This is a genomic window from Variovorax sp. GrIS 2.14, from assembly GCF_046115955.1.
Classification (GTDB): domain Bacteria; phylum Pseudomonadota; class Gammaproteobacteria; order Burkholderiales; family Burkholderiaceae_C; genus Variovorax.
In genome coordinates, this window is record NZ_JBJXIA010000008.1 from 112164 (window position 1) to 139151 (window position 26988).

Below are 26988 nucleotides of genomic sequence, written 5' to 3' on the forward strand. Positions count from 1 at the left end.
AGGGGATTTCAGGTGGACGTTTCGGATGCGGATGCCATGTAGCGGGCCCATGCGCGGAACTGGTTGCGCATCAAAAGCTCATTGGTGCCGTTGGTCGTGACGGTGCCTTGCCCGATCTCGGCCGCGTCGAAATTGCGGTGCAGGCTGACCCAGTCGTTGCCGTTGGCCGCAAGGCCGCGCTGCATGCTTTCGAACAGGTGCACGTCGTCGTGCGCGACGACAGACATGGGCGAGAAGACGAGCCGGTTGTAGGTCATCGCGCGCTGAAACAACACCTCGGGTGCGCCTGCGGCACGGAAGCTCCAGGCTTCGATCAACGTGCGATTCGCGGCCAGTGGCCGGATCACGCGGATGGCTTGCGGCGAGCCCTTGACCGACAGGCTCGGATAGAAAACCGAGTTCTGCGGCGATCGCTCCAGGATGTCGGCAGCGCGCTGTTCGCCATGCGCCGCACGCATCGCCGCTTCGTATTGCGGCAGCTGCGCATAGCCCGAGTGAATGCTGAAGTTGACGCCCAGGATGCTGTGGCCGTTGGCGAACACACGGCCGCCCATCTTGTCGAAGAAATCGTAGCCGGCACCGAACGGCAGGATCTGTTCCATCGCCATCGGCTTGGGCTCGTCGGCATCGTGCGTCGCCCAGACCGACTTCGCAGCCTGTGTCGCCGACTCGTGCGTCGACATCGGATGCACGGTGTCGTTGATGTTCTCCAGGTACATCTTCCAGTTGCAATGGATGATGCTGCGCAACACGCCGCCGCCGACGGTCAGTTTGCCCTCGGGGGAGCGGTCGACCATGTTGTCGATGGCCTGCTTGACGTCGCCGAAGAAGCTGTCGAAGTCGATGCCCTCGTCGGCCATTCGCACGAAGACGAAGTCGCGGTAGACCACGGTGTTCCTGACTTCGACCAGGCCCTGGCCGGATTCGCACTCGGTCAGGCGCGTGCCTTCGTAACCGCTCTTCAGCGGCATGCCGAGCGGTGCGCCATCGAGCTTGTAGGTCCAGGCGTGATACGGGCAGCGAAAGAACTTGCCGGTGTTGCCGTGTTCGTCGGTGACGAGGCGGCTGCCTTTGTGGGCGCAGCGGTTGTAGAAGACACGGACAAGGCCATCGGGTTGGCGGACCAGCATGACCGGTTTGCCAGCGAGTTCCAGGGCCCAGTAGTCACCGGTGTTCGGTACTTGACTCGTGTGGCCGGCGTAGAGCCATGTGTTCGCGAACAGCCGCTCTTGCTCCAGTGCGAACAGCTCGTCGCTCAGGTAGAGGTCGCGGTGGACACGGTCTTGTTCGACTAACGCAGCTATGGCTTGGGGGTTGTCGCGGTAGTTCGACATGTCAGTGGCTCCGGAACTGGGTGCGGGTGCATTCGTTGGCTCGTGCCGAGGCCACCGATACGGGCGCTACGAGATCGCGTCGATGGTGTGCTACCCGCAGCGAAATAAAGGAGGAGGCCGAAGGCCGGGGGACATTCGCGGAGGGGAGTACGCCGCCGGCGTGATCCCACCCCGTGCGCAACAAGCGCACCACCAAACAACGAGAACGAGCGCCGGTCTTCATCTCAAGGAGCCAGCTTCCACTGACCCTTCTCCATCTTGACCATGACCACGCCTCGCTTGTCGGAGCCGTACCGGTCGTCCGGCTTGAAGTTGTAGACACCATGCGTGCCGACCAGCTCCTTGGTGCTCATGATCGCGTCGCGCAATGCCGTGCGGTAAGCCGGTGTGCCCGGCTCGCCCTTGGTGCGCTTGGTTGCATCGCCGAGCAGCAGGTACGAGTCGTAGGTGTACGACGAAAAGGCGTCGTTGGGTGGCGCGCCGTTGACCTTTTGGTAGGCGGCGCGGAAGTTCATCGACACGGCACGAATCGGGTTGTCGGCGGCGATCTGGTCGGCCACCAGCACGGGGCCGCTCGGCACTTGCAGACGTTCTATGGAGGCGCCACCCACCCGCACGAAGTCGGCGTTGATGAGGCCGTGGGTGCCGTAGAGCTGACCTTTATAGCCGCGCTCTGCGAGTGCCAGGTACGGCAGCGCGCCGGGGGTGCCGGAGTTGCCGGCGAACACCGCGTCGGGGCGCAGCGCGGTGATCTTGAGGATCTGGCCGGTGACCGATGCGTCGGCGCGCGCATAGCGTTCGTTGGCGACGATCTTGATGCCGGCGGCGTCGGTGCTCATCTTCAGCGAGTCGTAGGCCAGGTCACCGAGCGCGTCGGAAAAACCGATGTATGCAACCGTTTTCACGCCTGCCTTCTGCATGCGCTCGACCACCGCCGAGACCATCAGCGGGAAAGATTGCGACACCGTCACAGTCCAGGTGTCGGCGCCACCGGCGATCGTGACCGGGGTCGGTGAGATCAGCGGCACGTTGAGTTCTTTCGCGACCGCGGCGATGGCCATGGCACCGGGCACGCCGGAGGTGCCGATGAGCACGTCGACCTTGTCTTCGACCACCAGCTTGCGCGCGTTGCGGCCGGCCGTCGTCGGGTCCGATGCATCGTCGAGCACGATGAGTTCGACCTTGTGGCCGGCCAGCATCGGACTTTCGGCGATGGCAGCGCGGATGCCTTTTTCATACGGGATGCCGAGTGCGGACACCGGGCCGGAGAGCGAACTGATGAAGCCGATCCTGAGGTCGGCGGCCATCGCGGCGGCCGAGAGTCCCATGGCGATGCCGAGTGCGACGGCAGTGCGGGTCATGCTTTTGAACGGTGTCATGGGTGCCCTTTCAGATGAATATGAAGTTCGAAACATTGAGGTGTCAACAATATCGGCGTGTCGTGGCGTCGAATTCGAAGCATGGATGTCAGTACGGCGCTTTCATCGGGAAAGCTGGTCCTGGTGCTTGCCGGCGAGGCCAAGGTAGGCCTCGACGACACGCGGGTCTTGCGCCAGTTCGGCGGCCGGGCCGTGCATGCTGATGGCGCCGGTTTCCAGCACATAGGCGTAGTCGGCGACCTGCAGCGCGGCACGTGCGTTCTGCTCCACCAACAGGATCGAGACACCGCGCCCACGCAGCGCCGCGATGATGCGAAAAATCTCGCGCACGATCAGCGGCGCGAGGCCGAGGCTGGGCTCGTCCAGCATCAGCAGTCGTGGTTTGGCCATGAGGGCGCGGCCGATCGCGAGCATCTGGCGCTCGCCGCCCGACAGCGTGCCGGCCAGCTGTTCTCGCCGCTCCTGCAGGCGCGGGAACAGACCGTAGATTTCCGTCAGCGTTTCCGCACTGTCGCGCAGGCCACGGCGATGCCGGTCGAAAGCGCCCAGCGCGAGGTTGTCCTGGACGCTCATGCCGGCGAAGAGCTCGCGCTTTTCAGGCACCAGCGTCATGCCGGCGCGCACCATCTGCTCGACCTGCGGAGAGTGGTGCACGGTGCCGTCGAGCACGATCTCGCCGCGCGACGGCAGCACGCCCATCACGGCAGAAAGCAGCGTGGTCTTACCGGCGCCGTTGGGGCCGATCACCGTCACGATGCGGCCGGTGTCGACCTCGATGTTGGCTTTGACCAGTGCATCGACCTTGCCGTAAGAGACGGTCAGGTCGCGCACTTGGAGCACGTTGGCTGTCATGCTTCGACCCCGCCCAGGTAAGCCTCGAGCACCGCCGGATTCTTCTGCACCTCGTCGGGCAAGCCCTCTGCGATCTTCTGGCCGAAGTCCATCACCACCACGCGATCGACCAAGCCCATCACGAAGTCCATGTCGTGCTCGACCAGCAGGATCGCCATGCCCTCCCCGCGCAGCTTGCGCAGCAAGTCGCCCAGCGCTTCCTTCTCGCGATGGCGCAGGCCGGCGGCGGGCTCGTCGAGCAACAGCAGGCTCGGGTCGCTGGCGAGTGCGCGGGCAATCTCCAGCGTGCGCTGCTGGCCCAAGGCGAGCGAACCTGCCTCGTCGAACATGTGGTCCTTCAAGCCGACACGCTCGACTTGGTGCGCAGCCTCGGCCATCAGGCGCGCCTCTTCGGTTCGGTCGAGCCGCCACGCCGCCGCCAGCACGCCGCGCTTGCCGCGAAGGTGCGCACCGATGGCCACGTTTTCCAGCACGCTCATCTCCGTCATCAACCGCACATGCTGAAAGCTGCGGCTCAGGCCCAGCTTGGCGATGGCACGCGAGCCGCGGCCGGCGATCGACTGTCCGCGAAACATGACCTGGCCCGACGTCGGCGTGTCCACGCCCGACAGCTGGTTGAACATCGTGCTCTTGCCCGCGCCGTTGGGGCCGATGAGCGCGAGGATTTCGCCGGCATGCACCGTAAGGTCCATGGCGTCGTTGGCGATGAGTCCGCCGAAGCGACGCGTGACCGCCCTGGCCTGGAGCACGACCTCGCCACGGGGTGGCATCGGCCGGCGCGGCAGCGGCTCGGCCGTCAGCGACACGCTGCGTGTGCGCCCGGCTTTCGACTTGGGCAGCAGCTTCGTCATGCAGCGTGTGACCAGACCCCAGAGTCCCGATCGCGAACGCTGCAGCAGCAGGATCAGCAGCGCGCCGAAGACGATCATCTCGAAGTTGCCGCTGCGGCCCAGAAGGCTCGGCAAGATGTCCTGCAGCCATTGCTTCGACACGATGATGACGCCGGCTCCGAGGAACGCGCCCCACACCTGCCCGGCGCCACCCACCACCGCCATGAACAGGTAGTCGATGCCGTACTGCAGGCTGAATGGCGACGGATTGACGAAGCGTTGCAGGTGCGCATACAGCCAGCCCGACGCACAAGCTTGCAACGCGGCGATGACGAAGATCACCATGCGCGAGCGCGCCGTGTCCACGCCCATCGCCTCGGCCATCACCACTCCCCCCTTGAGCGCACGAATGGCGCGGCCCTGGCGCGAGTCGAGCAGGTTCTGCGTGGTCAGCGCCGCCACCAGCACGAAGGCCCAGATGAGGTAGTACATCTGGTTGGCGCTTTCCAGCTTGACCCCGAACAGCGAGATCGGCGGGATGCCCGGCAGGCCGGTTTGTCCGCCCAGTCGATCGAAGGTGCCGAACAGGTAGTAGAGGCTCAGGCCCCATGCGATGGTGCCGAGCGGCAGGTAGTGGCCCGACAGCCTCAGTGTGAGCGCGCCCAGCACCAGCGCGACCGCCAGCGTCAGCAACAGGCCGGCGACCAGCGCGATCCACGGCGAGTGCTGGGCCCAGGTGAACATCTCCGGCACCGGGATCACGCCGGTCGAGAGCGCAGCCGTCGTGTAGGCGCCAATACCGACGAACGCGGCCTGCCCGAAGCTGGTGAGGCCGCCGACGCCGGTCAGCAGCAAGAGACCCAACGCGACCAACCCGTAGAGGCCGATGTAGTTGAGCTGCGTGACATAGAACGGCGGCACCACCAGCGGCGCGACGACGAGCAGCAGCACGAAAATGCCGAGTCCGATGAATGAGCTTTTGGCGCTCATTCCTCGTCCTCCACATGCTTGCTGGTGAGCGACAGCCACAGCAGCACCGGGATGATCAGCGTGAAGACGATGATCTCCTTGTAGGTGCTGGCATAGAAGGCCGAGAAAGCTTCGATCAGCCCGACGACCACTGCACCGATGGCCGCGATCGGATAGCTCACGAGCCCACCGATGATCGAGCCGATGAAGCCCTTCAGGCTGATGATGAAGCCCGAGTCGTAGTAGATGGTGGTCATCGGCGCGATGAGCACGCCCGACATTGCGCCGATCAGCGCGGCCAGGGAAAAAGTGGCCTTGCCGGCGAACACCGGCGAGATGCCCATGAGCCGCGCGCCCATGCGGTTCATCGCCGCGGCGCGCAGCGCCTTGCCATACAAGGTGCGGCCGAACATCAGGTAGAGCGCGCCGATCAGCAACAGCGCGACCGCGATCACGCACAGCGTCTGCGCCTTGATGCGGACGCCACCGACCTCGATGATCGCGTCGACCAGCGGCGTGGTGCTCGCACCGCCCGGCCCGAAGACGAGCAGGCCGACACCGACCATCGACACATGCAGCGCGATCGACACGATCAGCAGCACCAGCGCTGGCGCATCGGCGATCGGCTGGAACACCAGCCGATACAGCAGCGGGCCAAGCGGCACCAGCAAGGCCAAGGTCAACGCGATCTGCAGCGGCATCGCCATCGTGGCGAGCGGAAGCTTGTAGACCGCCAGCAGCATCAGCAACGGATAGAGTAGCTTGCCCGCGAACATCCAGCGCAGCGGCACGGCGCGCTCGCTGCGCATCAGCAGCAGCGCCACGTCGACCGCGGCCGAAGCCGCGAACAGCAGCGTCACCAGCCACGCCACCGCGCTGGGCTGGCCAGCCTGAATGGCCGCCATCGTCAACGCTCCATAGGCGACGAACTCGCCTTGCGGAATCAGAAGCACGCGCGTCACGGTGAAGACCAGCACGATCGACAAGGCCAGCAGCGCATAGATGGCGCCGTTGGTGATGCCGTCCTGGCCCAGGAGAACTGCAATCTGGAGATTCATGCGGTGACGCGCTTCGCTCTTTCTTCGCCTGCGCTGCTTACTTCAGCAGCTTCCAGTTGCCATCCTTGACAGTGATCAGCTCGCGGCCGCGATCGTCGAAGCCGCTGTGATCGGCCGCCGTCATCGTGTACACGCCCTGCGTCGCGACCAGCTCCTTGGTCTGCTCCAGCGCGTCGCGCAGTGCGGCACGGAACTCCTTGGTGCCGGGCTTGGCTTTCTGCCCAGCGATAGGTATCGCCTTTTGCAGCAGCAGGCCGGCGTCGTAGACGTTGGCGCCAAAGGTGGCGGGCTTGCTGCCGTTGAGCTTTTCGTAGGCCGCGATGTAGTCGATGGCCATCTTCTTGGACGGGTTGCTGTCGGCGATCTCGGGCAGCACCAGCATCAGGCTGGCGGCCAGGATCGTGCCTTCGACCTTCTTGCCGCCGAGGCGCAAGAAGTCGGGCAGCGCAGCGCCGTGCGTCTGGAAGATCTGGCCCTTGTAGCCCTGGTCGAACAGCGTGGTCTGCGGCAGCACCGTCGGGCCACCGGCGGCGGCGATCAGCACCGCATCCGGGGCAGCGGCGAGCACCTTCAGGCTCTGCGCGGTGACGGAGGTGTCGGTGCGCAGGAAGCGTTCGGTCGCGACGATCTTGATGTCGTTCTTGGCAGCGAGTTCGCCCATCACCTTGACCCAGTTCTCACCGTACGGGTCGTTGAGCGCGATGACGCCGAGGGTCTTGATTTTCATCTTGACCATCTGGCCGACCAGCGCCTTGGCGATGATGTCGTCGTTCTGCGTGGTCTTGAAGACCCACCTCTTGGCATCGGTCATCGGCAGCACCACCGCCGCCGTACCGACCGGCGCCAGCATCGGCACGCCGGCGTCGGCGATGAACTGGATCACGCCCATCGCGTTGGGCGAACCGCTCGGGCCGATGAGCGCGTCGATGTTCGACTCGCTGATGAGCTTCTTGATCTCGGTCACCGAATTGGTGGAGTCGCTGGCGTCGTCACGCGAGATGTACTCGACGGTGAGGTCACCGATCTTGGTCGGCAGCAGCGGCACCGTGTTCTTTTGCGAAATACCGACCAGCGCGGTCGGTCCGGTCGAAGATGTCACGACGCCGATCTTCACCTGCGCCAGCACGGGCGCCGCGAACGTTGCGATGGCCGCGAAGAGGGCGAGCGCCGTCAGGGACTTGTGTGACTTGAGAGGTTTGCTGGGCATGGAAAAGAACTCCAGGTTGAGAAGAAACTGAACAGAGCAAGAAACGGTGCAACGTGCGTTGCTCGAAAGAAAAGTCGAAGTCGAAGGCACGGTAAATGTCTCTGTAGACATCACAAGGCGAGGCTGCCGACACTGGTGCCGCCGCAAACGTACAGCACCTGGCCGGTGACGAATCCATTGGCCGGGTCGACGAAGAAACTCACGGCCCGCGCGACGTCGGCCGACTCGCCCAACCGCTTGACAGGCACCGACGCGGCCAGTGCGCGCTCCTTGTCGCTGCCCTCTTCCACCACGTCGTAGAACATGTCGGTGCGAATCGGGCCCGGCGCCACCACGTTCACCGTGATGCCGTCGGCCGCGAGTTCGAGCGCCCAGGTGCGCGCCATGCCCAGCATGCCGGCCTTGGTCGCCGAATACGCAGTGCGGGTCGCGAGGCCGACCGCGGCGCGCGACGACATCAGGACGACGCGGCCGAAGTGCTGTTCACGCATGCGCGGCAGCGCGGCCTGCACCAGCTGGATGGCACAACCGAGGTGCAATTCAGTCAGGGCATCCAGATCGGAGAGGTCGACGTCCGCGAGCAACGCAGGGCGAATCACACCGGCGTTGTGGACCACCGTATCGACTTCGAAGCAGCGCACGAGTTCGGCCGCGGCCTCGGCGGTTGCAGCCCTGTCGCCCAAGTCGACCTCGATGCTGTGCATGCGCGGATGGTCGATGCTCGCCTTGCGGCGCGACAGCGACACCACCTCGTAGCCCTTGCCCAGCAGGTCTTCGCAGATCGCCTGGCCGATGCCGGCGCTGCCGCCGGTGACTGCGGCGACCTTGCACGGCGCTGCGCTCACGAGCCAACCCCAATCAAGGCGAGCACGCGCAGCGGACTGCCGCTGCCCTTCTCGATCTTGAGCGGCGGACAGATCAGCACCGCGCCGGCCGGCGGCAACAGGTCGAGGTTGCAAAGGCACTGCAGACCGTAGCGCCCGGCTCCGTGCATGTAGTGGTGGCACGGGTACGGTGGACGCAGGTGGTAGCCCTGCCCGGCATCGGTGCCGATGGCTTCCGAGCCGAAGCCCAGCACGTCGCGCTGCTCCACGAGGAAGCGCACGGCTTCGGTGCTCGGGCCGGGTGTGTGCTGGCCGGTTTCGTCGAAGTTCTGGTAGGCCTCGGGGTCGGCCCGCTTGGACCAGTCGGTGCGCATCAGCACCCACGCGCCCTTTGGAATGCGGCCGTGTGCGGCTTCGTAGCGCTCGATGTCGGCGACGCTCAACAGGTAGTCGTCGTTCGACTGCACGTCGGTCGAGCAGTCGATCACGCAGGCGGGTGCAACGAAGTTCTGCACCGGAATCGTGTCGACCGAGTTGTTGGGCAGGTCGCGCCCGGAGATCCAGTGGATCGGTGCATCGAAGTGCGTGCCGGTGTGCTCGCCGCAAGAAAAGTTGTTCCAGTACCAGGCCGGGCCGCGCTCGTCGTACTTGGACACTTCCTCGATGCGAAAGGGCCAGCACTGGCCCATTTCGGGCGGCAGCGCGATCTGCGGAAACTCGGGTGTGAGCGTCTGCGTGAGGTCGATCACGCGGATACGGCCGGTGCTCATCGCGCTCACCAGGCTGCCAAGAATTTCGGCGGCGGACATCAGTTCGGTCGTGCTTGTCATGTTGGCTCTGCTCCTGCTTTCAGCTGCCGCCCGCGGCCAGCTCGCGCTCGAGGATCTTGGGGTTGTCGCGCCAGCGTTCGAGCCACTCTTGCGCGACGTCGCCGGGGTAAATGTCTTCCACACCATCGCGCAGCGCTTTCACGATGGCGTTGGCCAGCGTGTCGGGGGCCAGCTTGGGTGCGGGCATCTGCTGGTTCCAGTCGTCGTCGATCGGACCGGGGAACACGTTGATCACGCGAATGCCGGCCGGCCGCATCTCGGCGCGCAGGCACTGCGACAGCGACAGGGCCGCCGCCTTCGAAGCGCTGAAGGTGCCGTGCGGCGGAAAGTTGCTGAGCGCATAGACCGACAGCAGGTTGACCCACGCGGTCGCACCGGTCTGCCCGTCGGCCGCGCGCCCCTTGAGCGCCGGGCCGAACTCCTGCGCCAGCCGCAGCAGGCCGAAGTAGTTGATGTCCATCTCGGCCTTGGCCGCGTCGGTACCGCGGCGTGCACCGATGCCGAAGGCGCGATGCACCTCGGCGTTATTGATCACGATGTCGACCTTGCCGCCGATCTCTGCGGCAAGCTCGGTCACGGCACGGCCGTTGGTCAGGTCGAGCGGCACCAGCGTGACTTGCGGCAGCGCGGAGATGTCGTCCAGCCCGCCCAGCTTCTTCCACGGCTCGGCATGACCGACCCAGACGACGTCGGCACCGGCGTTGACCAGCGCGCGCACCAGCGCCTGGCCGACTTCGGTCTTGCCGTCGGTCACCAGCACCTTGCGGAACTTGGGGTCGCTGGTCATTTCTCGCAGCATCTTGTCGTCGGCCATATGAGCACTTCCTTCATTCGGAAAACCAATGAGCACGGCCTGCCCCGCGCGGTCGAGTCGGGCGCCCACGCGCACGCGGGTCGAGGCTTTGTCCCTGTCGCCGCTCTCGCCAACTTCTGCGACTTCACCGTGCAGGTGAACCATCAGCGTCGGACCGGCATCGAGATGCACCAGGCCCAGCCGCCAGGGCAGCCGCTCGCGGAAGTACAGGTCGTTGCTGTGGTGCAGCGTGGTGGTGGCGAGCAGCGCGCCTTCCCCGCTTTGTTCGCGCCAGCGCAGGCTGACCGACAGGCACTTGTGGCAGACCTCGCGCGGCGGGTATTGCACCGTTGCGCAGTCGTCGCAGACCTGCAGTTCGAACCGGCCCTCTGCGGCTGCGGCCGTGATGCCGAGCGCGACGCGGCCGCGTGCCCACGGCGGCAGGTTCATCTGCCGCGTGCGCAGCACCGGGTTCTTGCGCGGCGGGTGGATGAAGGGCATCGTCATGAGCGGCCTTCCCCACGCCCGAGGATCACGGCACCGGTGCACAGGCACCGGTCGTAGGTGACCATGCCGAAGCCCGCCACCAGGCCCCACTGCGCATCGGACACGGCACGGTCGCCCGCGTCGCCGGTGAGCTGACGAATCGCCTCTGTCATGCCGAGAAACCCACCGGCCGCGCCGGCCTGGCCGGCCGACAGTTGCCCGCCGCTGGTGTTGTTGGGAAAGCTGCCGTCGTGCGTCATCGTGTTCGCGCGCGTGAAGGTAGGGCCCTCGCCCTTCTCGCAAAACCCGAGGTCCTCGAACTGCATCATCACGATCACCGGGTAGTCGTCGTAGGTCTGCACGAAGTCGATGTCCGATGGTTTCACCGCGGCCTGCGCATAGAGATCGTCGCGGTCCATGCGCCAGCCGCCGCGCACCATGATCGGATCGTCGGCATACGCGTTGTGGCGCTCGATGGCGCCGTGCACCAGCGCGTGCGGCAGGCCCAGGTCGCGTGCCCGCTCCTCGCTCATGACGAGGAATGCTTCGCCGCCGGCACAGGGCATGACGCAGTCGAACAGATGGATCGGGTCGGAGATCGGGCGCGCCGCCATGTAAGCCTCGAGCGTGAGCGGCTTCTTGAACATCGCATGCGGGTTCTTCAGCGCGTTGGTTCGCTGGTCGACGGCGATGCGGCCGAAGTCTTCGCGCGTGGCGCCGAAGGTGCGCATGTAGTTGGCGGTGATGAAGGCGAACACCGAGTTGGGGCCGCCCGCGCCATACGGATAGGTCGCGTCGCGCGAGAAGTTGCTGAAGGCGCCGAGGGTCTGGCGGAAGGAATCGACATGGTTGGTGTCGCCGGCCACGCAGGCCACGATGTCGGCATCGCCGGACTGCACGGCTCGGGCGGCGCGACGCAGGCACATCACGCCGGATGCGCCGCCTGTGGGCACGTGGTCGAGCCAACGCGGCGAGAGGCCGAGGTGCTGGGTGAGGCCGACAGCGGTGTCCGGCGCCAATGAAAAGCTGCTGACGCAGAAACCGTCGATCTGTTCTTTCTTGATGCCACTGGACTGGACCAATGCATCGACTGCGCGGCCCAGGAACCAGTGGGCGGTGCGGGTGGAGTAGCGCTCGTAGGGGACCGTGACGGGGACGGCCACGGCTACGCCTTCGTAGGACTGACGGCGTTTTTTTGTTATTGCCATTTCAGTAGGTCCGGGCTCGGGTGCATTCGTTGGCTCGTGCCGAGGCCACTGGGTAGTCCCCTCCGCTCATGTCCATCGGCTTCGCCTCCTCCTTTACTTCGCTGCGGGGACCACCCAGCGCCCTCGGCACGGGTGAGGCTGTGTAGTGCCGCCTCAGTACAACGACGCAGCGAATAAACGAATGCATGTTCATTCAGCCCTGCCGCTTCTTCATCGAACGTGTATCGATGCAGTTCGCTTGAGACGGCAAGGTCAGAGCCAAAGCCCGCAGTTCCCCCCGCTGAATCTTCTGTGACGGCGTGAGTGGCAAGGCGTCGATGAAGGCGATGTAGCCCGGTGCCTTGTAGTACGCGAGTTGGGCCAAGGCATGGTCGACGATGCTCTCGGCAATCTGTTGTTTGGCGGTCTGGTCGGCGTCTTGTCGCAACACGATGCAGGCGAGCACTTCGTCTCCACGTACGGCGTCGGGGGTCGCTGCGACGGCGGAGGATTTGACGGCGGGGTGCTGGTTGAGCACGCTCTCAACCTCGACGGCCGAGATGTTCTCGCCGCTGCGACGGATCACGTTCTTCTTGCGGTCGACGAAGAAGAAGTTGCCTTCTGCATCGCGCCGAACCAGGTCGCCGGTGTGAAACCAGCCGTCGGCCCATGCTTCATTGGTGGCTGCTTCGTCTTTGAGGTAGCCGGAGAAGAAGGCGCGGTGCGGATCGGCGCCGGACGAGCGGACAAGCAGTTCGCCTGGGGTGCCGACCGCGGCGTCGTTGCCCTGGTCGTCCACGAGCTTGATTTCGACGAACGACTCTTGTCGGCCGAAGCAGCTTTCGCCGACGAGTCGCGGCTCGCGGTGGGCCATGATGCAGGCGGCGACGCCGGTCTCGGTCATGGCCCATGCCTCGACCAGCGGGAAGCCGAAGCGCACTTCGAACGGTGCGTGGTTCTTGCGGTCGACACCGGCGCCGAAACCCCAACGGATCGCGTGGTCACGGTCGGCGGGCGATGGCGGCGCCGACAGCAGCATCGCGGGCATCACGCCGAGATAATGGACGATGGTCGCACCACTCTCGCATGCGCTTTGAAGCCAGCTTTTTGGATGGAAGCGGTCTAGTTGCACCAGGCAACCGCCTGCGACCAGCACCACCATCGTGGAGCAGGCCATCGCGTTCATGTGCGTCAGCGGCAGCGGCGTCATCACGCGTTCGGTGTCGCGGCGTACGCTGCAGACGCCGTCGAGCGCGGCGTACCACTCGCCCGCATTCACGAAGTAGGCGTTGCTCAGGATGCAGCCCTTGGGGCGACCGGTGGTACCCGAGGTGTAGAGCAGCGCGCACTCGGTGTCGGCGCCGATCGGCTCGGCAGCACGCGGTGCGGCGGTTTTGGCGGTGGGCATCCCGTCGTCGGGGCCCATCGTCTCGAAGGCCACGTCGGCCAGTGCGGCGGCGGCCTGCAGGTCTGCGGCACGTTCGGGCAGCGTCACGGCGAGGCCGATCTCGCTGTGGCCGATCAGGTAGCTCAGCTCGGCCGAGCGCATGTCGGCGTTGATGGGCACCACGCTCGCACCCAAGGCATTGAGCGCGAACCAATGGAACAGGAAGGCGGGTCGGTTCTCCAGCAGCAAGCCGATGCGATGACCGTGGCCGTAGCCGGCTGCGGCATAGGCCGTACGCAGACGCTCGACTTCTGCGGCGGCTTTGCCCCATGTGATCGCACCGGCCTCGATGCCATAGGCCTCTGCTGTGACCGACTCGGTGAACAGGAACGCCGCACCGGGCGTGCGTGCCGCCGTCGCCGAAAAGACATCGTGAACCGTGCTAGTCATAGCTTGCTCGTCACACCGTGCTCATATGAAGAGCTGCACCGCCGGCAATGCCGCGTCGCAGTTGAGCAGGTTGACGCGCTTCTGCGTGATGCGCAAGGCGCCTTCGTGCACGGTCAGATGATGAAAGAAGGTGCCGACGTAGAACTGAAGCTCGTCGCCCTGCGACTCGGTGTAATGGAACGCAGTGCGCACCACGAAGCGAGCGGCTTCTGGATCGAACTGCTCGACCACCGGCACCTGAAGCAAGTGATGGCAGCGGCTGCGCGGCTGTTGCGAGAACGCGCGCGGACTCTTGAGGCGCTCGATGCGCAGGTCTCGCAACAGCTTGTCTTCGTACATGTGCGAGGTGTGGTTGATGCCGTCTTCCTGGTCGGGCGCCAGCGGCACCCAGTAGAACGCGTCGTCGGTGAAGAGCGCGTTCCACTCTTCGTAGCGACGCGTGTCGAGCAGATGCGCTTCGTTCACGACGAAGTCGATCAGGTCCTGGCGAGTGATTTCAGTCTCGTTGGCCATTACATGGTCTCCGTCATACGTTCTACCCAGCTTCTGTACTGGTTGCGCATCGGCAATTCACTCGTGCCACCCGTGGTGATCTCGCCGCCCTTCAACTCCGACGCGTCGTAGCCGCGATGCAGGCTGACCCACTCGTTGCCACTGGCATGCAGGCCGGCTTGCATCCCGCGATAGGCCTGAAGGTCGTCATGCCCGACGACGGAAAACGGCGAGTTGATGAGGCGGTTGTACATCGTGGTGCGTTGCAGCAGCTCGGGCGGCGCACCTTTGAGGCGAAAGGTCCAGCTTTCCACCAGCGTCTTGTCGACGGCGATCGGCTTGATCACCCGTATCGACTGGATCGCGCCCTTGATCGTGAGGTTCGGGTAGTACACGGTGTTGTGCCGCGCCATGCCGAGGATCTGCGCGGTCTTTTCTGCGCCGTAGCGCGCCTTCATCGCATCGTCGTACTCGGAAATCGCCGCGTACTTGCTGTGGATGCTGAAGTGCACGCCCGTGAAGCTGTGGCCGTTGTCGTAGGTGCGGATACCCATGTCGTCGAAGAACTTGTAGTCCGACATGAAGGGCACGAATTGCTCGACGGCCATGGGCTTGGGCGCGTCGGCAGGCTGGTCGGCCCACATGCGCTTGGCGGTGCCGGCCGAAGACTCGTGCGCGACCATCGGATGCATCGTGTCGTTGAGGTTCTCGACGAACATCTTCCAGTTGCACTGGTGCATGAAGCGCAGGCACCCGCCCGCTATTTCCAGCTCACCTTCGGGCGAGCGGTCGGCCATGTTGTCGATGGAACTCAGCGAGTCGCCGAAGTATTCGTCGAAGTCCGGCCCGGCATCGTTGATCTTCACGAAGATGAAGCCGCGATGCGTGCGCACATGCTTCAGCGTGGTGAGGCCCCTGGCCGATTCGCACTCGTGCAGGGCCGTATTTTCATAACCGGCCTTCAGCGGGATGGCGAGCAAGGCGCCGTCTGTCTTGAAGGTCCAGGCGTGGTACGGGCAGCGGAAAAACTTGCCGGTGTTGCCGCACGACGCGCTCACCAATCGCGAGCCTTTGTGGGCGCAGCGGTTCATCATGGCGCGCACGCTGCCGTCGGTGTGGCGCACGACGATCAACGGCCGGCCGGCGATTTCGTTGGTGATCCAGTCGCCCGACTTGGGCAACTGGCTCTCGTGGCCCACGTAGTTCCAGGTGTTGGCGAAAAAGTGCTCCTGCTCCAGTTCGAACAATTCCTGGCTGGTGTAGAGGTCGCGATGCACCTGGTCGTTGCGCACCAGCGCGCGGATGGCGTCGGGGTTGTCGCGGTACGAGGTCGCGTGTCGTGTTGAAGTCTGCATGGCTCGCATCACTCCTTCAAAGATCGATCACCAGGCGCGCACCCTTGGCGCGCGAGATGCACATCTGCATGACATCTCCCTGCGCCTTCTCGCGGGCGGTCAGCACGTAGTCGCGATGGTCGATTTCCCCTTCGATCACCTGCACGACGCACACGCCGCATTCGCCGCGCTTGCAGTCGAACATCGGGTCGCAGCCGTTGTCGATCAGGCAGTCGAGCAGTGTCTGGTCGGCCGCGACGGTGAAGCGCTGGCCCGATTGCGCGAGTTCGACTTCGAAGGGTTGATCCCCCTCCTCCATCACGGTTTCGGTGAAGAGCTCGAAATGCACGCGGTCGTGTTCCCAGCCGCGCGCCTGCGTATGGGCGAGCACGGCGTCGAGCATCACCTTGGGGCCGCAAACGTAGAGACGATCGCCGGTCGGCACGTCGTTCAGCAGCGCCTCGATGTCCAGCGGCGTACCGGCTTCGGCGTCGGCATGCACATGCAGGTCGTCGCCCAGAAGCGCTTGCAGCTCAGGCAGGAAGGCCATGTGGTCGCGGCTGCGGCCGGCGTAGTGCATTCGAACTTCTGCGCCCTCGGCCCGGCGGCGCGCGGCCATGGTCGCGAGCGGTGTCACACCGATGCCGCCGGCCACCAGCACCGAACCGCCCGGACCGGTGTGCAGCGGAAAGTCATTCTTCGGTGCTTCGATGGCGAGCGTGTCGCCCTGTTTCAGTCGCTCGTGCATGAAGCGCGAGCCGCCGCGGCCATCGGCCTCCTTGCGTACGGCGATCACGTACTCCGCCGGGGCCACGGTAGCGTTGCGCTCGGTCGCGAAGTTGATGAGCGAGTAGTGGCGCCAGTCGGTCTTGCCGTCGGGCAACGACACCTGCACGCGGATGTGTGCGCCGGCAGCGAAGCCGGGCAATGCCCTGCCGTCGTCGCGCCGCAAACGCAGCAGCCGGATCAGCGGATTGAGTTCGCGCGCTTCGGCAACGCGAAGCTCGAGCGTGGCGGTGGGTACTGCCGAAGTGGTCATGTGGTGTCTCTTCAGCCTAGCGCATGCCGCATCAGCGCCGCCTGCAGCTTGTGGCCATGTTCGTCTGCGAGCGCCGCATCGCGCAACTCACGCAAGGTCGCAGGCGCCAGCATCGCACCCGCACGCTCGACCGAGCGCATCAAGGTGTCGTAGTTGCGGATGCCGCGTTCATGCGTGTCGCTGTAGCCCTTGACCAGTCGCTGGCACTGGGCGATTTCGACAGCCAGTTCCGGATTCCGCTGCGCAGTAGTGGCAATGCGTTGCAGCCACTCTTCGATGCGCCGGTTTTCTTCGGCGTAGCGCATGGTCGAGCGGCGCCAGCGTTTCATGCCGGCCACGGTGCGCAGCATCAGGTAGCCGTGCAGCGAGCTGGTCTGGATCACTCGGCCATGCTGCGTGAAGCGCTCGACCAACCTCTTCGGCATCGTGGAGGCCATGAGCCAGCGACCGAGGCCGCCGGGCAGCGTCTCGCAGATTTCCTGCATGCGCGGATGCATGTACTCGTTGATGGCGAGCACCTGATTCGACTGCACGCGGACCTCGCCACGCACGCGCTGGAAACGCGTCGCGCGGGTCTTCAACGCGGCGACACGGGCGGTGTCTTCGTAAGACATCCACAGCGCCAAATGGCGAGCGGTCTCGCGCAGCAGCCGTTGCCCGGCGCTTGCGGGCAGCGCAGCGATGGATGCCATCCGGTCGAGGTACAAGCCGGCGTAGTTCAAGTCCTGGTAGTCGATGGACCGGCGCACCCCTTCGAGCAGGAGGTCGTGCGCCGCCGCGGGGAAGTCGCGCTGCACGCGTTCGACCAGTGCACGCACGGCCGGATGCCGCGGCTGCGGGACGGGCGTGGGAACGACGGCCTCAACAGGCGCTTCGCCATCGTCGCCCGCCTGCGCACGGGTAAAAGCAGCGCCAAAGGCCTTGAGACTCGGCTTCACGCCGACGCCGCCGCGCTCGATGGTCGATTCGAACTGCGCGCGACTGAAGGGCAGCACGCCCGACCCCGCCAGCGCGCCGAAGAGCACGGCACTGATGACGCTGCCCGACGCTTCTGCCGCCTGGGCCATGTCGAACCGGATGAAGCGCATCGCGGCCTTTGCCGTGTGCGCCAACAACTGTGCACTGTCGACCCGGCCATCACCGAGCGCGCTCTTTTCGGCGATGGAATAGACGCGGTGCGTGGATGCGATGAGCGTGGTGCGGTCGTTGGTGACGAGGCCGCGCTGCACCGCGCGCCCGGCTTCCATCAATTCCGACGCCAGCACCACGTCGACATCGCCGGGCAGCGGCATCAGCGCCAGCACCGGTCGGCCGCCGTCCGCTTCAGCTTGTGCGGTCGGGTAGAGCTCGACGTAGTAGATGGTCGCGCCGGTGCGCTGCGCCACGCCCGGCACCGAAGTCGTCTGCGCGACGTAGCCGTTGGCCTCGCCCATGTCGACGATCCAGTCGGCCAGCACGCCGCCGCCTTCGCCGCCCATGGCTAATATCGCGATCTTTATTGGTTGAGTCATCGCTTAGAACGCATACGCTTCACGGCGCTTGGCTTCACCGCGTTGCAGCCAGCCGATCACACCGGCACGCACGCGTTCGCGCATGCGGTCCCAGCGGTTCGGGTTGCTGATCACTTGTGCCTTGTAGAACGATGGGCACAGCACGGCGGCATGCGACACCTCGCCGCACACGCCGCAGCCGACGCAGGTTTCGAGCACGGTCGCGACCGGGTCGGTGCGCAACGGATCGGGATTCGGCTTGATCGACAGCGACGGGCAGCCCGACAGGCGGATGCACGAGTGGTCACCGGTGCAGGTGTCCGAATCAACGCCGAACTTGTCGCGCACCATGCGCTTGCCATCGGCTATCGCCTTGCGCACCAGCGGCTTTTCGCGGCGCTGCTTGTTGAGCATGCACTCCGACTGCGCGATCAAGACCTTCGGGCCTTTGGTCGTGGTGGTGAGCGCATCTCTCAGCGCGTCGCGCATGCCGGCGACGTCGTAGGTGCGGCGCAACGTCTTGACCCACTCGACGCCGACGCCGCGCACCGCACGCTCGATCTCATGGCCGGTGCTGCGCGTCTTGTTGACGGCGTGCGACGAGAGGATGTCCTGCCCGCCCGTCGCAGAGGTGTAGTTGTTGTCGACGATGACGGTCAGGTTGTCGCTCTTGTTGAAGACCGCATTGGCGATCCCGCTGGTGAGGCCGTTGTGCCAGAAACCGCCGTCGCCCATCATCGAAATGGCGCGCTTGCCGGCCGGTGCATTCAGCGCCGACGCGCCCGCGCCTCCCAGGCCGTAGCCCATCGTGGTGTTGCCGATGTTGAAGGGCGGCAGGATCGAGAAGAGATGGCAGCCGATGTCCGCGCTGACATGGTGCGCGCCGAGTTCGCGCTCGACCAGCTTCATCGCGCTGAAGATCGGGCGCTCGGGGCAGCCGGTGCAAAAGCCCGGTGGCCGCGCATGCACCACGTCGCCCAGCGCGCTGGATGGCAACGCCGGCTCGGGGGCGTTGTCGACGCCGATCTCCGCGACTTCCATCAACGGAATGATCTTGCGCGCCTGGACTGGTGCCAGCAATGGCGCCAGCCGTTCGTAGCGTTCGCAGAAACTGCGGGCGCCTTTCAGCAATTCGGAAGAGGTGTATTCGCCCGCCACCGGCAACATGTCCTTGCCGTGCAGCGCCGTGGTCGAGCCAGCCTGGCGCAGGATGGTCGCGAGGTTCTGCTCGACGAAGTTGGGCTGGCCCTCCTCCACGATCAGCACCGCGCGCTTGCCTTCGCAAAAGCGGATGACCTCGCTCTCGATCACCGGATAGGCCACGTTCATCACGTAGAGCGGCACCCGAGTGTTGCCATAGACATCGGCCAGGCCGAGTCGTTCGAGCGCGCGGAGCAGCGTGTTGTAGCTGCCACCCTGCACGATGATGCCGATGTCGTCGGCGTCTTCCGAGAAGAACTCGTTGAGCTCGCGCTCTTCGATGAAGCGGACCGCGGCGGGCCAACGCTCCTTGATCTTCTCCTGCTCGTGCAGGAAGCTCGCGGGCGGCAATACGATGCGGCTGACGTCGCGCTGCGGATTCTCCAGCGCGTCTTTCAGCGTGAACTTGGCGCGCTTGTTGTCGCCCGCGATGAAGTGACCGTGCACATGGCAGGCACGGATGCGCAACTGCAGCATCACCGGCGTGTTGCTGGCTTCTGAAAGGTCGAAGCCCTGCTTCACCGCGTCGACGATGCTCGGCAGGTTGGGTCGCGGATCGAGCAGCCATATCTGCGACTTCATCGCAAAGGCGTGGCTACGCTCCTGCATGATCGACGAGCCTTCGCCGTAGTCCTCGCCCACGATGATCAACGCCCCGCCGGTGACGCCACCGGAAGCGAGATTGGCCAGCGCATCGGAGGCCACGTTGGTGCCCACGGTGGCCTTGAAAGTGACCGCGCCGCGCAGCGGGTAGTTGACCGATGCAGCCAGCGTGGCGGCTGCCGTGGCCTCGCTCGCGCTGTTCTCGAAGCGGATGCCGTGTTCGGTCAGGATGTCCTGCGCATCGGCGAGCACGTCCATCAGGTGCGAGATCGGCGCGCCCTGGTAGCCGGCCACATAAGAAACCCCGGATTCGAGCAACGCCTTGGTGACGGCCAGAATGCCTTCACCGCGGAACACGTCTCCGCCGGAAAGCCTCAGCTTCTTGACTTCTTCGACGAATGAACGCTCAGCCATCGTGGTGCTTTCTTCTTGTCGGTCGTGGGAGGATGCGTTTCGCTTGCCACTTTCTATAATGTTGACAAATGAATGTATCCACAATCATGAATAACCCTGTGCACGCAAGCAGCATGCCTACGGTGACTGTGGGTCGCTCTCATGGCTAAGGCGGTCGAGCACACCACCGGACCGCATCGCTTCGTCGACGACTATTTGCCGGCCTTGCTCGCGCAGGCCACCCAGCTCATTTCGTCGGAGTTCCACGAAGTGGCGCGGCAGCAGGGGTTTTCCATTTCCGAGTGGCGTGTGATGGCATCGCTCGCGGGCAGCGAACCGATCAGCATCGGCCAACTCGCGCAAGTGACCGTGACCAAGCAGCCGACGGTGACGCGTTTGCTGGACCGGATGGAATCGCGCGGACAGGTCGAGCGACTGCCCCATGAGAGTGATCGCCGCATCACGCTGGTGCGCATCACGAAGAAGGGGCTGAAGGCGGTCGAGCACCTGATGGAACTGGCACGCGATCACGAGCGGCGCGTGCTCCAACCCTTCGGCCTGCGGCGTGCCGAAGAACTGAAGCACACCTTGCGGCAGATGATCGACCAGCACGTGCATGTGCCGGTCGAGCCGACCGAAGAAGACTAGCGACCGAGGTCAGGGACTGCTAGGCAACGAGCACCGCGCGGCCACGATGGCCGCGCTGCGCAATCCAATCGAGCGCCAATGCTGCATCGGCCAATGCGAAGGGCCGCACTTCGAGCTGCAGACGGCCATCGACCAGACGTGCCAACAGCTCCGGCACGATGGCACGACCAGCCGCGTCGCGCCGGAACATGTTGAGCGGCAACAGCGCCACATCGCGCTGCAGGAAGTGCGCGATGTCGAGCGCCAGCGTCGGGCCCGCGGTGTAGCCGATCAGCACCGCGCGGCCACCGGGGCGCACGCAGGGCAAGACCGACGACAGCACACTCCCGCCGACGGTGTCGACCAGCAGGTCCGCGCTAGCGGGCGGAGGCGCATCGGCAAGCGGGTCGACCGCCGTTGCATCGCAGCCGGCGTCGCGTGCCAGTTGCATGACGAGCGAGCCCACTGCGCCGCTCGCGCCGGTCACCAGCACCTGCTCGCCAGGCTGCAGCTTCGCGACTTCGTGCAGCGCGACCCATGCCGAGGTGGTCGGTGAAAAGAAAGCCGAGCCGAGCGCCATCGTTATCGCATCGGGCAAGAGGCCCAGCGCTTCGTCGGGGGCGTCGATCTGCTCGCACCAGGTGCCGTCGAACAGCGTGCCCAGGCCGCTGCCGCGCAACCACACACGCTGCCCGGCCGCGTAACGCTCGCTCGCGACGACGATGCCGGCGGCCTCCACGCCCGGCGTGTACGGGAACGGCGGATGCCGCAGAAAGCTGCCGCGCCACACGGTGCGGTCGATGTGGCCCACAGTGGCCGCCTGCATGCGCACGATGCTGCGGCCCGGTCGTGGCATCGGATCGGCAACGTCTTCCAGCACCGGCACTGCGTCGAAGCCGTGGATGCGAACGGCCTTCATGAGCGAGTCTCTTCGGCCGCCGCGCGCCAGAGTCCGGCGTGCCGCAACTCGCCGAGCGTGCGAGCCAGCACGTCGCGCCGGTAGGCGGCGACATCGCGGCCCCGATAGTCGTAGAAGCCGCTGCCGGTCTTCAGGCCGAGCCGTCCTTCCTCGACCATGCGATCGACGATGGCCGGCGCGGTGTAGCGCTCCTTGCTCAGCGATGCCGACATCTCGCGGCTCGCGTGATGCAGGATGTCGCAGCCACCGAAGTCGATGAACTCGACCACGCCGATCGCGGCGAAGCGCAGGCCCAGGCCATAGCGCGTCGCCTTGTCGATCTCTTCGGCGGTGGCGGCGCCCTCCTCGATCATGCGGGCTGCCTCGTTCATCACCAGCGCCTGCAACCGCGGCACGATGTAGCCCGGCGATGCGCCGCACACGACGGGCAGCTTGCCGATCTCTTCCATCAAGGACTTGGTGCGCGCCAGCACCGCGGCATCGGTGCCCGGATGGCAACTGAGTTCGACGACCGGGATCACGTACGCCGGATTGAGCCAGTGCATGTTGAGGAAACGCTCGGGCAGTCGCACCAGCGCGGCGAGCTGCGTCACCAGGATGCTGCTGGTCGTCGAGGTCAGGATCGCGTCGTCGCGGCAATGACGATTGAGCTGCTCGAAGGCATCGCGCTTGGCCGCCATGGTTTCGGGCACGCCTTCGAAGACCAGTTCGGCCGCCGCCAATGCCCGAGGTGCGGCGGCTCCGTTCACGTAGTCCACGCGGGCGGCGATCGACTGGATTTGCGCTGCATCGATGACGCCGAGTTGCGCGAGTCCTGCGAGAGCCGCCTCGATCTCCGCACTCGCTTCATCGCGGAGGCGCCGCCAGGCTTCGTCGCTGCGCTGGCGCAGATCGATCAGGGAGATCCGGTGCCCTGCATAAGCGAACGCGATCGCGATGCCGCGCCCCATGCGACCGGCACCGACAGCGGCGAAGCGGGGCAGCGGTGTCAACGGCGTCGACGGTGTGGACGAGACAAGCGACTCATTCGCCATGGTGGAGCCTCTGCGCGAGTTCTGTCTTGCTCAACGCCGCCAGTCCCAGGCGCTCGAATGTGCGCGGACCTTGCCGCAAATCGCGGCCGAGAAAGCCTCCGACGATGGCCAGCAAGCCGTGCGCGATCGGCGCGTCCACGCCGGCATAGCGTGCGGCAGAGGCCAGGAAGGCGAGCCCGAGTTCAGTGTCTTCGGTGATGTACCGATGCGAGTGCAAGTCGATGTTCTCGCGCCAGTCGCCGGACTTCACCAGCTGCTTGTGCGCATCGCCATACATCCATCGATCGTTTTCGTAGTGGTCGGCCAGCGGATAGTGCGGCGCACCTTGGCTGAAGGCCTCGCGCACTGCGATGCGTTCGCGATCCAGTTGATCGGTCACGGCGCGCACGGCGGGCTGCGTGCCTTCGTTGTGGATGTCCCAGCGCTCGAAGTGCTGCAGCGGCGCGGCGTTCATCACCATCAGCGGCGGATGGATGACGGGGCCGGCGTTCATGAGCGCACCCGATAGCGCATCTCCGCAGGCATTCACGGAAGGGAAGGCTTCGCGGATCACCTCTATCGCCTCGGCCGACTTGCGCGCCGGGTAGACACCGGTCGGCAGGCGTATGGCGCGGACGGTGACATTGACTTCACGCTCGCCGTGCTTGCGCGCGAGGTAAGGCAAGGTGCCGGTCTCGGCCCAGGCGACATCGGCCAGGTTGCCCGACTGCTTCACCAGCCTCGCCATCACGTAGCTGCCGAAGGTACCCGGCGGAAGGAAGACGACCTGCCCATCAACGAGATGCGGCGCCATGGCAAGCGCGATGTCGTACTGCGCGATGGCAGGCGTGGGAATGACGACGAGCCTGGCGCCTTCGAGGGCTGCGGCAATGTCGGCGGTCGCGAGCGCCAGCGGCACCTCACGCACGCCAGCCGCATCCTTCAGCGTGATCGCGCCGGCACGAATAACCGGATGGAGCGCGGCCGCGTCGCGACGCCACAGCCGCACTTCATGGCCCGCTTCAGAAAGGTCCGCTGCGGCGGCGTAGGCGCCATGACCTCCACCAAGAATTGCAATTTTCATGTTCGGAGTTCGAGAAAGCAGACATCGATGAAGTCAATACATTACTTTTCATTGATTCATGTGTCAATCATGCTTCTTGACGCCGAGCGACGTAGCTAGACCTCAGCCCAGAGCCTCAACAGGTTGTGATAGTGGCCCGTCAGCGCGACCGTTTCAGCCGACTCACCGAGTCGCGTCCGCAACGATTGAATGCTCTGATCCAGGCCAAAAAGCATCTCGCGTTGATGGTTGTCGCGCACCATGCTCTGCAGCCACAAGAACGAACAGACGCGCGCGCCGCGCGTCACGGGATGCACCTGATGCAGACTGCTCGACGGGTACAGCACGAGGTCGCCCGCCGGCAGCTTCACTTCATGCGTGCCGTAGTTGTCGACGACTTCGAGTTCGCCACCGTCGTAGTCGTCCGGATCGCACAGGAACAGCGTGCACGACAGGTCGGTGCGCAACTGCTCGCCCGTGCCAGGAATCGAGCGGACCGATCCATCGACATGCAGGCCGTAATGCTCGCCACTCTCATAGCGATTGAAGAGCGGTGGCACGAAACGAAGCGGCAGTGCGGCCGAATGAAACAGCGCGCTGCGCGACAGCGCCATCAGTACCGTCTTTGCGAGTTGGCGACCGACCACCGAATACTCTGGTAACTGGCGATTGCGCTTGACCCGGGCGCCCTGCTCGCCCACGGTTTCTCGACCGTCTCCCCAGTCCGCACCATCGAGGGCCGATCGAAGTTCGCAGACTTGATCGGACGTCAGCACATCGGGTACATGCAGCATCATGTTGAAGCAGCCTCACAAGAAAAAAGCCCCGACCGCAAGGCAGGGGCTGGAATGTCGCACCGCTGCCGGCGCGACACTCCGCAGTCGACAAGATCGTGGATCAGAAAGCGAAGTTCGCAGTCATGCGATAGGTGCGCGGCGCACCCGGCGTGTAGCGGTAACCGCTCTTGTTGATCGCAGCCACATAGTCTTTGTCGGCCAGGTTGTAGACGTTGAACTGCAGGTCGATATTCTTGTTGATGCGGTAAGAAGCCATCGCGTCGAACACCCAGTACGAGTCGATAAAGGCAGGCGTGCCCAGCGCGCCATCGGTGCCGCGCGAAAGCTTGCCGTTGAAGCGGGCACCAGCGCCGACCGTCAGCCCGAACGGAAGCTTGTAGGTCGTCCATGCGCTGAACGAATTCTTGGGCGTGTACGCCAGCACGGAGCCGCCGTCTGCGAGCACCGAGGGGCCGCTCAGGATCTTCGTGTCTTGCGTCGTGAAACCGGTGCTCACGCCCCAGTTGTCGGTGATCGCGCCGGCCGCGCCGAGCTCGATGCCCTGCACGCGCTTCTTGCCGGTCTGGTAGTAGAGGCCGCTGACGGCGTCTTGCACCACGTCGTTGCTCACGTCGGTCCGGTAGATGGCCGCCGTCAAGGCCAGCTTCTTGTGGAGCACTTCCCACTTGGTGCCCAGCTCATAAGTCTTGGTTTTCTGAGGCAAGAAGTCGGTGCGGCTTGCGCTGTTGCCGGTCCCGCTGGCAGCCAGTGCGAAGTTGTTGCCGCCCGGTGGCTGCGCGCCTGTGCCGTAGGCCGCGTAGATGCTGCTGTTGTCGGTCGGCTTGTAGACGACGCCGAGCTTGCCGGTCCAGAGCTTGCCCGAGGTCGAGAACGCGCTCGGTGTGAGCACGCCGGTGGTGGCGTTCAGCGCATTCGCTGCGTAGTCGGTCGCGTAGTGGTCCAAGCGCAGGCCGCCGGTCAGGCTCCAGCGTTCGCTCAACTTGGCCGTGTCGAACACGTAGGCGCCGACGGTGGTGGTCTTGCCTTCGGTGTTGGCGCCGTTCTGCAGTCGCAGGTAACCGAGCACGTTCGGGTTGGGGTTGTACAGGTTGGCGGCAGGCCAGGCACCGCTGTTGCGGATGCCGGGGTAGCCGAACACCGCCACGTTTTGTCCGTAGTAGCCGAGCGTGTCCTGCTCTTCGCGGATCAACTCGACGCCGGCGTTCAGCGTGTGGCCGACGCCTCCCGTGTCGAACTTGGCGCTGACGTTGGTCTGGTTGGTCAGGATGGTGTTCTCCTGATTCTTGTTCGTCGGATTGCTGCGAGCTACGGTCCAGCCCAGCGGGGCCGTGGCATTGGGCGTCAGCAGGTTCGCGGTGGTCGCCATGAACGACGTCAGCTGGTAGTCCTGCTCGGTCTTGCCGTAGCGGAAGGTGTTGCGCAAGGTGATGTCGGGCGTGAGGTCGTGCTCCACGCGGGCCGTGAACATGTTCTGCGTCACGTGGTCGAAGTCCGACGAGGTGCCGTAGAAATTGCTCGAACTAACCGGCTGAGCAGAGTTCAAGAAGGTCCGGCGACCGCGCACGGTGGTCGCGTCGGGCGTCGAGTAGCCCGGCAGGCCGATGGTGGACACGCCGCCGTCAGGCACATTGTTTTGCTGGATGTGGACCAGGTCGAAGTACAGGCGTGTCGGCGTGCCGAGACCCAGCGCCAGCGACGGCGCGATGCCCGAGCGCTTGTTCTTCACGACATCGCGGCCTGACACGTCGGCGTCTTCGGTGAACGCATTGAGTCTGAAGGCGGCGCCTGCACCACCCGGTCCGCTCAGAGCCTTGTTCCAGTCGATGGTGCCGCGCTTGAAGCTGTCGCTGCCGAAGCCGACCGAGCCGAAGAAGCTGTCGGTCAGCGTCGGCTTCTTGGTGATCAGGTTGATGTAACCGGTGGGCGCAGTGCGTCCGGTGTCGCTGCCGGCCGGGCCTTTGACGACTTCGATCTGCTCGATATTGAAGGTGTCGCGCGAGACCGATCCGATGTCGCGGATACCGTCGACGAAGATGCTGCTGGAAGTGTCGAAGCCGCGCAGGTAGATGGCGTCGCCGGTGCTCGTGTTGCCGTTTTCACCGAGGTAGAAGGCACCGGCACCGGGCGTGTTGCGCAGCGCTTCGGTCAGCGTCGTGGCGCCCTGCTCGCGCAGGATCTGCTCCTTCAGCACCTGGATGGTCTGTGGCGTGTCGACCAGCGGCGCGGTGAATTTGGGGTTGGCCGACGTGTCGGCCTTGTAGTCGCTGGCGCCCGCGGAGTCTCGCACGCGAATTTCCTGCAACGTGGCGCTGCCTGCGGTTTGTGCAGCAGCAGGCAGGGCGAATGCCATCAGCGCAGCTGCAGCGACGCCAGTGAGTTGGGGTGACGGGCGCGCGACGGCGTGCTTGCGGCTCTGGATGTAGGCCATGAGG

The 26988-nt window shown here is 65.0% G+C and carries 22 protein-coding genes; 1 reads left to right on the top strand and 21 read right to left on the bottom strand.

Going from position 1 to position 26988, the window contains the following annotated elements:
• Positions 1 to 8 precede the first annotated feature (8 nt).
• The 16 genes from RCH10_RS14835 to RCH10_RS14910 all read right to left on the bottom strand — a co-directional run bounded on the left by RCH10_RS14835 (position 9) and on the right by RCH10_RS14910 (position 20158).
• On the bottom strand, positions 9 to 1334 hold the full coding sequence (locus RCH10_RS14835; RefSeq protein WP_409052963.1) for an aromatic ring-hydroxylating dioxygenase subunit alpha: 1326 nt from the start codon (positions 1332 to 1334) through the stop codon (positions 9 to 11).
• Positions 1335 to 1558: 224 nt separating this feature from the next.
• A complete protein-coding gene (locus RCH10_RS14840) occupies positions 1559 to 2695 on the bottom strand; it encodes an ABC transporter substrate-binding protein (protein ID WP_409053074.1) in 1137 nt (378 codons plus the stop codon).
• Between the two features lie 120 nt (positions 2696 to 2815).
• Positions 2816 to 3565, bottom strand: coding sequence for an ABC transporter ATP-binding protein (locus tag RCH10_RS14845; RefSeq protein ID WP_409052964.1), 750 nt, complete (start codon positions 3563 to 3565; stop codon positions 2816 to 2818).
• The gene (locus RCH10_RS14850; RefSeq protein ID WP_409052965.1) at positions 3562 to 5385 is read right to left on the bottom strand and encodes an ABC transporter permease subunit; all 1824 of its coding nucleotides are present in this window, start codon (positions 5383 to 5385) and stop codon (positions 3562 to 3564) included. The genes RCH10_RS14845 and RCH10_RS14850 overlap by 4 nt, the downstream gene beginning before the upstream one ends.
• Positions 5382 to 6422 (bottom strand): branched-chain amino acid ABC transporter permease, encoded by a 1041-nt coding sequence (locus tag RCH10_RS14855; protein ID WP_323496023.1) that lies wholly within the window; start codon positions 6420 to 6422, stop codon positions 5382 to 5384. The genes RCH10_RS14850 and RCH10_RS14855 overlap by 4 nt, the downstream gene beginning before the upstream one ends.
• A gap of 37 nt (positions 6423 to 6459) precedes the next feature.
• Positions 6460 to 7629 (bottom strand): ABC transporter substrate-binding protein, encoded by a 1170-nt coding sequence (locus RCH10_RS14860; protein ID WP_409052966.1) that lies wholly within the window; start codon positions 7627 to 7629, stop codon positions 6460 to 6462.
• Positions 7630 to 7739: 110 nt separating this feature from the next.
• Positions 7740 to 8474 (bottom strand): SDR family NAD(P)-dependent oxidoreductase, encoded by a 735-nt coding sequence (locus RCH10_RS14865; RefSeq protein ID WP_409052967.1) that lies wholly within the window; start codon positions 8472 to 8474, stop codon positions 7740 to 7742.
• Positions 8471 to 9283 carry a cyclase family protein gene (locus RCH10_RS14870; RefSeq protein WP_409052968.1) on the bottom strand — a complete coding sequence of 271 codons (813 nt, stop codon included), beginning with the start codon at positions 9281 to 9283 and terminating at the stop codon, positions 8471 to 8473. Before RCH10_RS14870 ends, RCH10_RS14865 begins: the two co-directional genes overlap by 4 nt.
• 19 nt (positions 9284 to 9302) lie before the next feature.
• Positions 9303 to 10583 (bottom strand): SDR family NAD(P)-dependent oxidoreductase, encoded by a 1281-nt coding sequence (locus RCH10_RS14875; protein WP_409052969.1) that lies wholly within the window; start codon positions 10581 to 10583, stop codon positions 9303 to 9305.
• Complete coding sequence (locus RCH10_RS14880) at positions 10580 to 11770, bottom strand: thiolase family protein (RefSeq protein WP_409052970.1); 1191 nt, start codon at positions 11768 to 11770, stop codon at positions 10580 to 10582. The genes RCH10_RS14875 and RCH10_RS14880 overlap by 4 nt, the downstream gene beginning before the upstream one ends.
• Positions 11771 to 11963: 193 nt before the next feature.
• Positions 11964 to 13586 (bottom strand): AMP-binding protein, encoded by a 1623-nt coding sequence (locus RCH10_RS14885; protein WP_409052971.1) that lies wholly within the window; start codon positions 13584 to 13586, stop codon positions 11964 to 11966.
• A 21-nt stretch (positions 13587 to 13607) separates the two neighbouring features.
• Positions 13608 to 14099, bottom strand: coding sequence for an aromatic-ring-hydroxylating dioxygenase subunit beta (locus tag RCH10_RS14890; RefSeq protein ID WP_409052972.1), 492 nt, complete (start codon positions 14097 to 14099; stop codon positions 13608 to 13610).
• On the bottom strand, positions 14099 to 15433 hold the full coding sequence (locus RCH10_RS14895) for an aromatic ring-hydroxylating oxygenase subunit alpha (protein WP_409052973.1): 1335 nt from the start codon (positions 15431 to 15433) through the stop codon (positions 14099 to 14101). The genes RCH10_RS14890 and RCH10_RS14895 overlap by 1 nt, the downstream gene beginning before the upstream one ends.
• Positions 15434 to 15449: 16 nt before the next feature.
• The gene (locus tag RCH10_RS14900; protein ID WP_409052974.1) at positions 15450 to 16451 is read right to left on the bottom strand and encodes a PDR/VanB family oxidoreductase; all 1002 of its coding nucleotides are present in this window, start codon (positions 16449 to 16451) and stop codon (positions 15450 to 15452) included.
• 11 nt (positions 16452 to 16462) lie between these two features.
• Positions 16463 to 17962: an indolepyruvate oxidoreductase subunit beta family protein gene (locus RCH10_RS14905; RefSeq protein WP_409052975.1), complete on the bottom strand. Its 1500-nt coding sequence runs from the start codon at positions 17960 to 17962 to the stop codon at positions 16463 to 16465.
• Between the two features lie 3 nt (positions 17963 to 17965).
• Positions 17966 to 20158, bottom strand: a complete 2193-nt coding sequence (locus tag RCH10_RS14910) for a thiamine pyrophosphate-dependent enzyme (RefSeq protein WP_409052976.1) — start codon at positions 20156 to 20158, stop codon at positions 17966 to 17968.
• A gap of 141 nt (positions 20159 to 20299) precedes the next feature.
• Between RCH10_RS14910 and RCH10_RS14915 the strand changes: the two genes are divergently transcribed.
• Positions 20300 to 20785 carry a MarR family transcriptional regulator gene (locus RCH10_RS14915; protein ID WP_323496035.1) on the top strand — a complete coding sequence of 162 codons (486 nt, stop codon included), beginning with the start codon at positions 20300 to 20302 and terminating at the stop codon, positions 20783 to 20785.
• A gap of 19 nt (positions 20786 to 20804) precedes the next feature.
• Here the strand turns inward: RCH10_RS14915 and RCH10_RS14920 are convergent, their stop codons facing one another.
• From RCH10_RS14920 to RCH10_RS14940, 5 genes are all read right to left on the bottom strand, one after another.
• Positions 20805 to 21683 carry a zinc-binding alcohol dehydrogenase family protein gene (locus tag RCH10_RS14920; RefSeq protein ID WP_409052977.1) on the bottom strand — a complete coding sequence of 293 codons (879 nt, stop codon included), beginning with the start codon at positions 21681 to 21683 and terminating at the stop codon, positions 20805 to 20807.
• A complete protein-coding gene (locus tag RCH10_RS14925; protein WP_409052978.1) occupies positions 21680 to 22717 on the bottom strand; it encodes a 3-hydroxybutyryl-CoA dehydrogenase in 1038 nt (345 codons plus the stop codon). The genes RCH10_RS14920 and RCH10_RS14925 overlap by 4 nt, the downstream gene beginning before the upstream one ends.
• On the bottom strand, positions 22707 to 23780 hold the full coding sequence (locus RCH10_RS14930; protein WP_409052979.1) for an NAD/NADP octopine/nopaline dehydrogenase family protein: 1074 nt from the start codon (positions 23778 to 23780) through the stop codon (positions 22707 to 22709). Before RCH10_RS14930 ends, RCH10_RS14925 begins: the two co-directional genes overlap by 11 nt.
• A 95-nt stretch (positions 23781 to 23875) precedes the next feature.
• The gene (locus RCH10_RS14935) at positions 23876 to 24556 is read right to left on the bottom strand and encodes a Fe2+-dependent dioxygenase (RefSeq protein WP_409052980.1); all 681 of its coding nucleotides are present in this window, start codon (positions 24554 to 24556) and stop codon (positions 23876 to 23878) included.
• Between the two features lie 100 nt (positions 24557 to 24656).
• Positions 24657 to 26984: a catecholate siderophore receptor Fiu gene (locus RCH10_RS14940; RefSeq protein WP_409052981.1), complete on the bottom strand. Its 2328-nt coding sequence runs from the start codon at positions 26982 to 26984 to the stop codon at positions 24657 to 24659.
• Positions 26985 to 26988 lie beyond the last annotated feature (4 nt).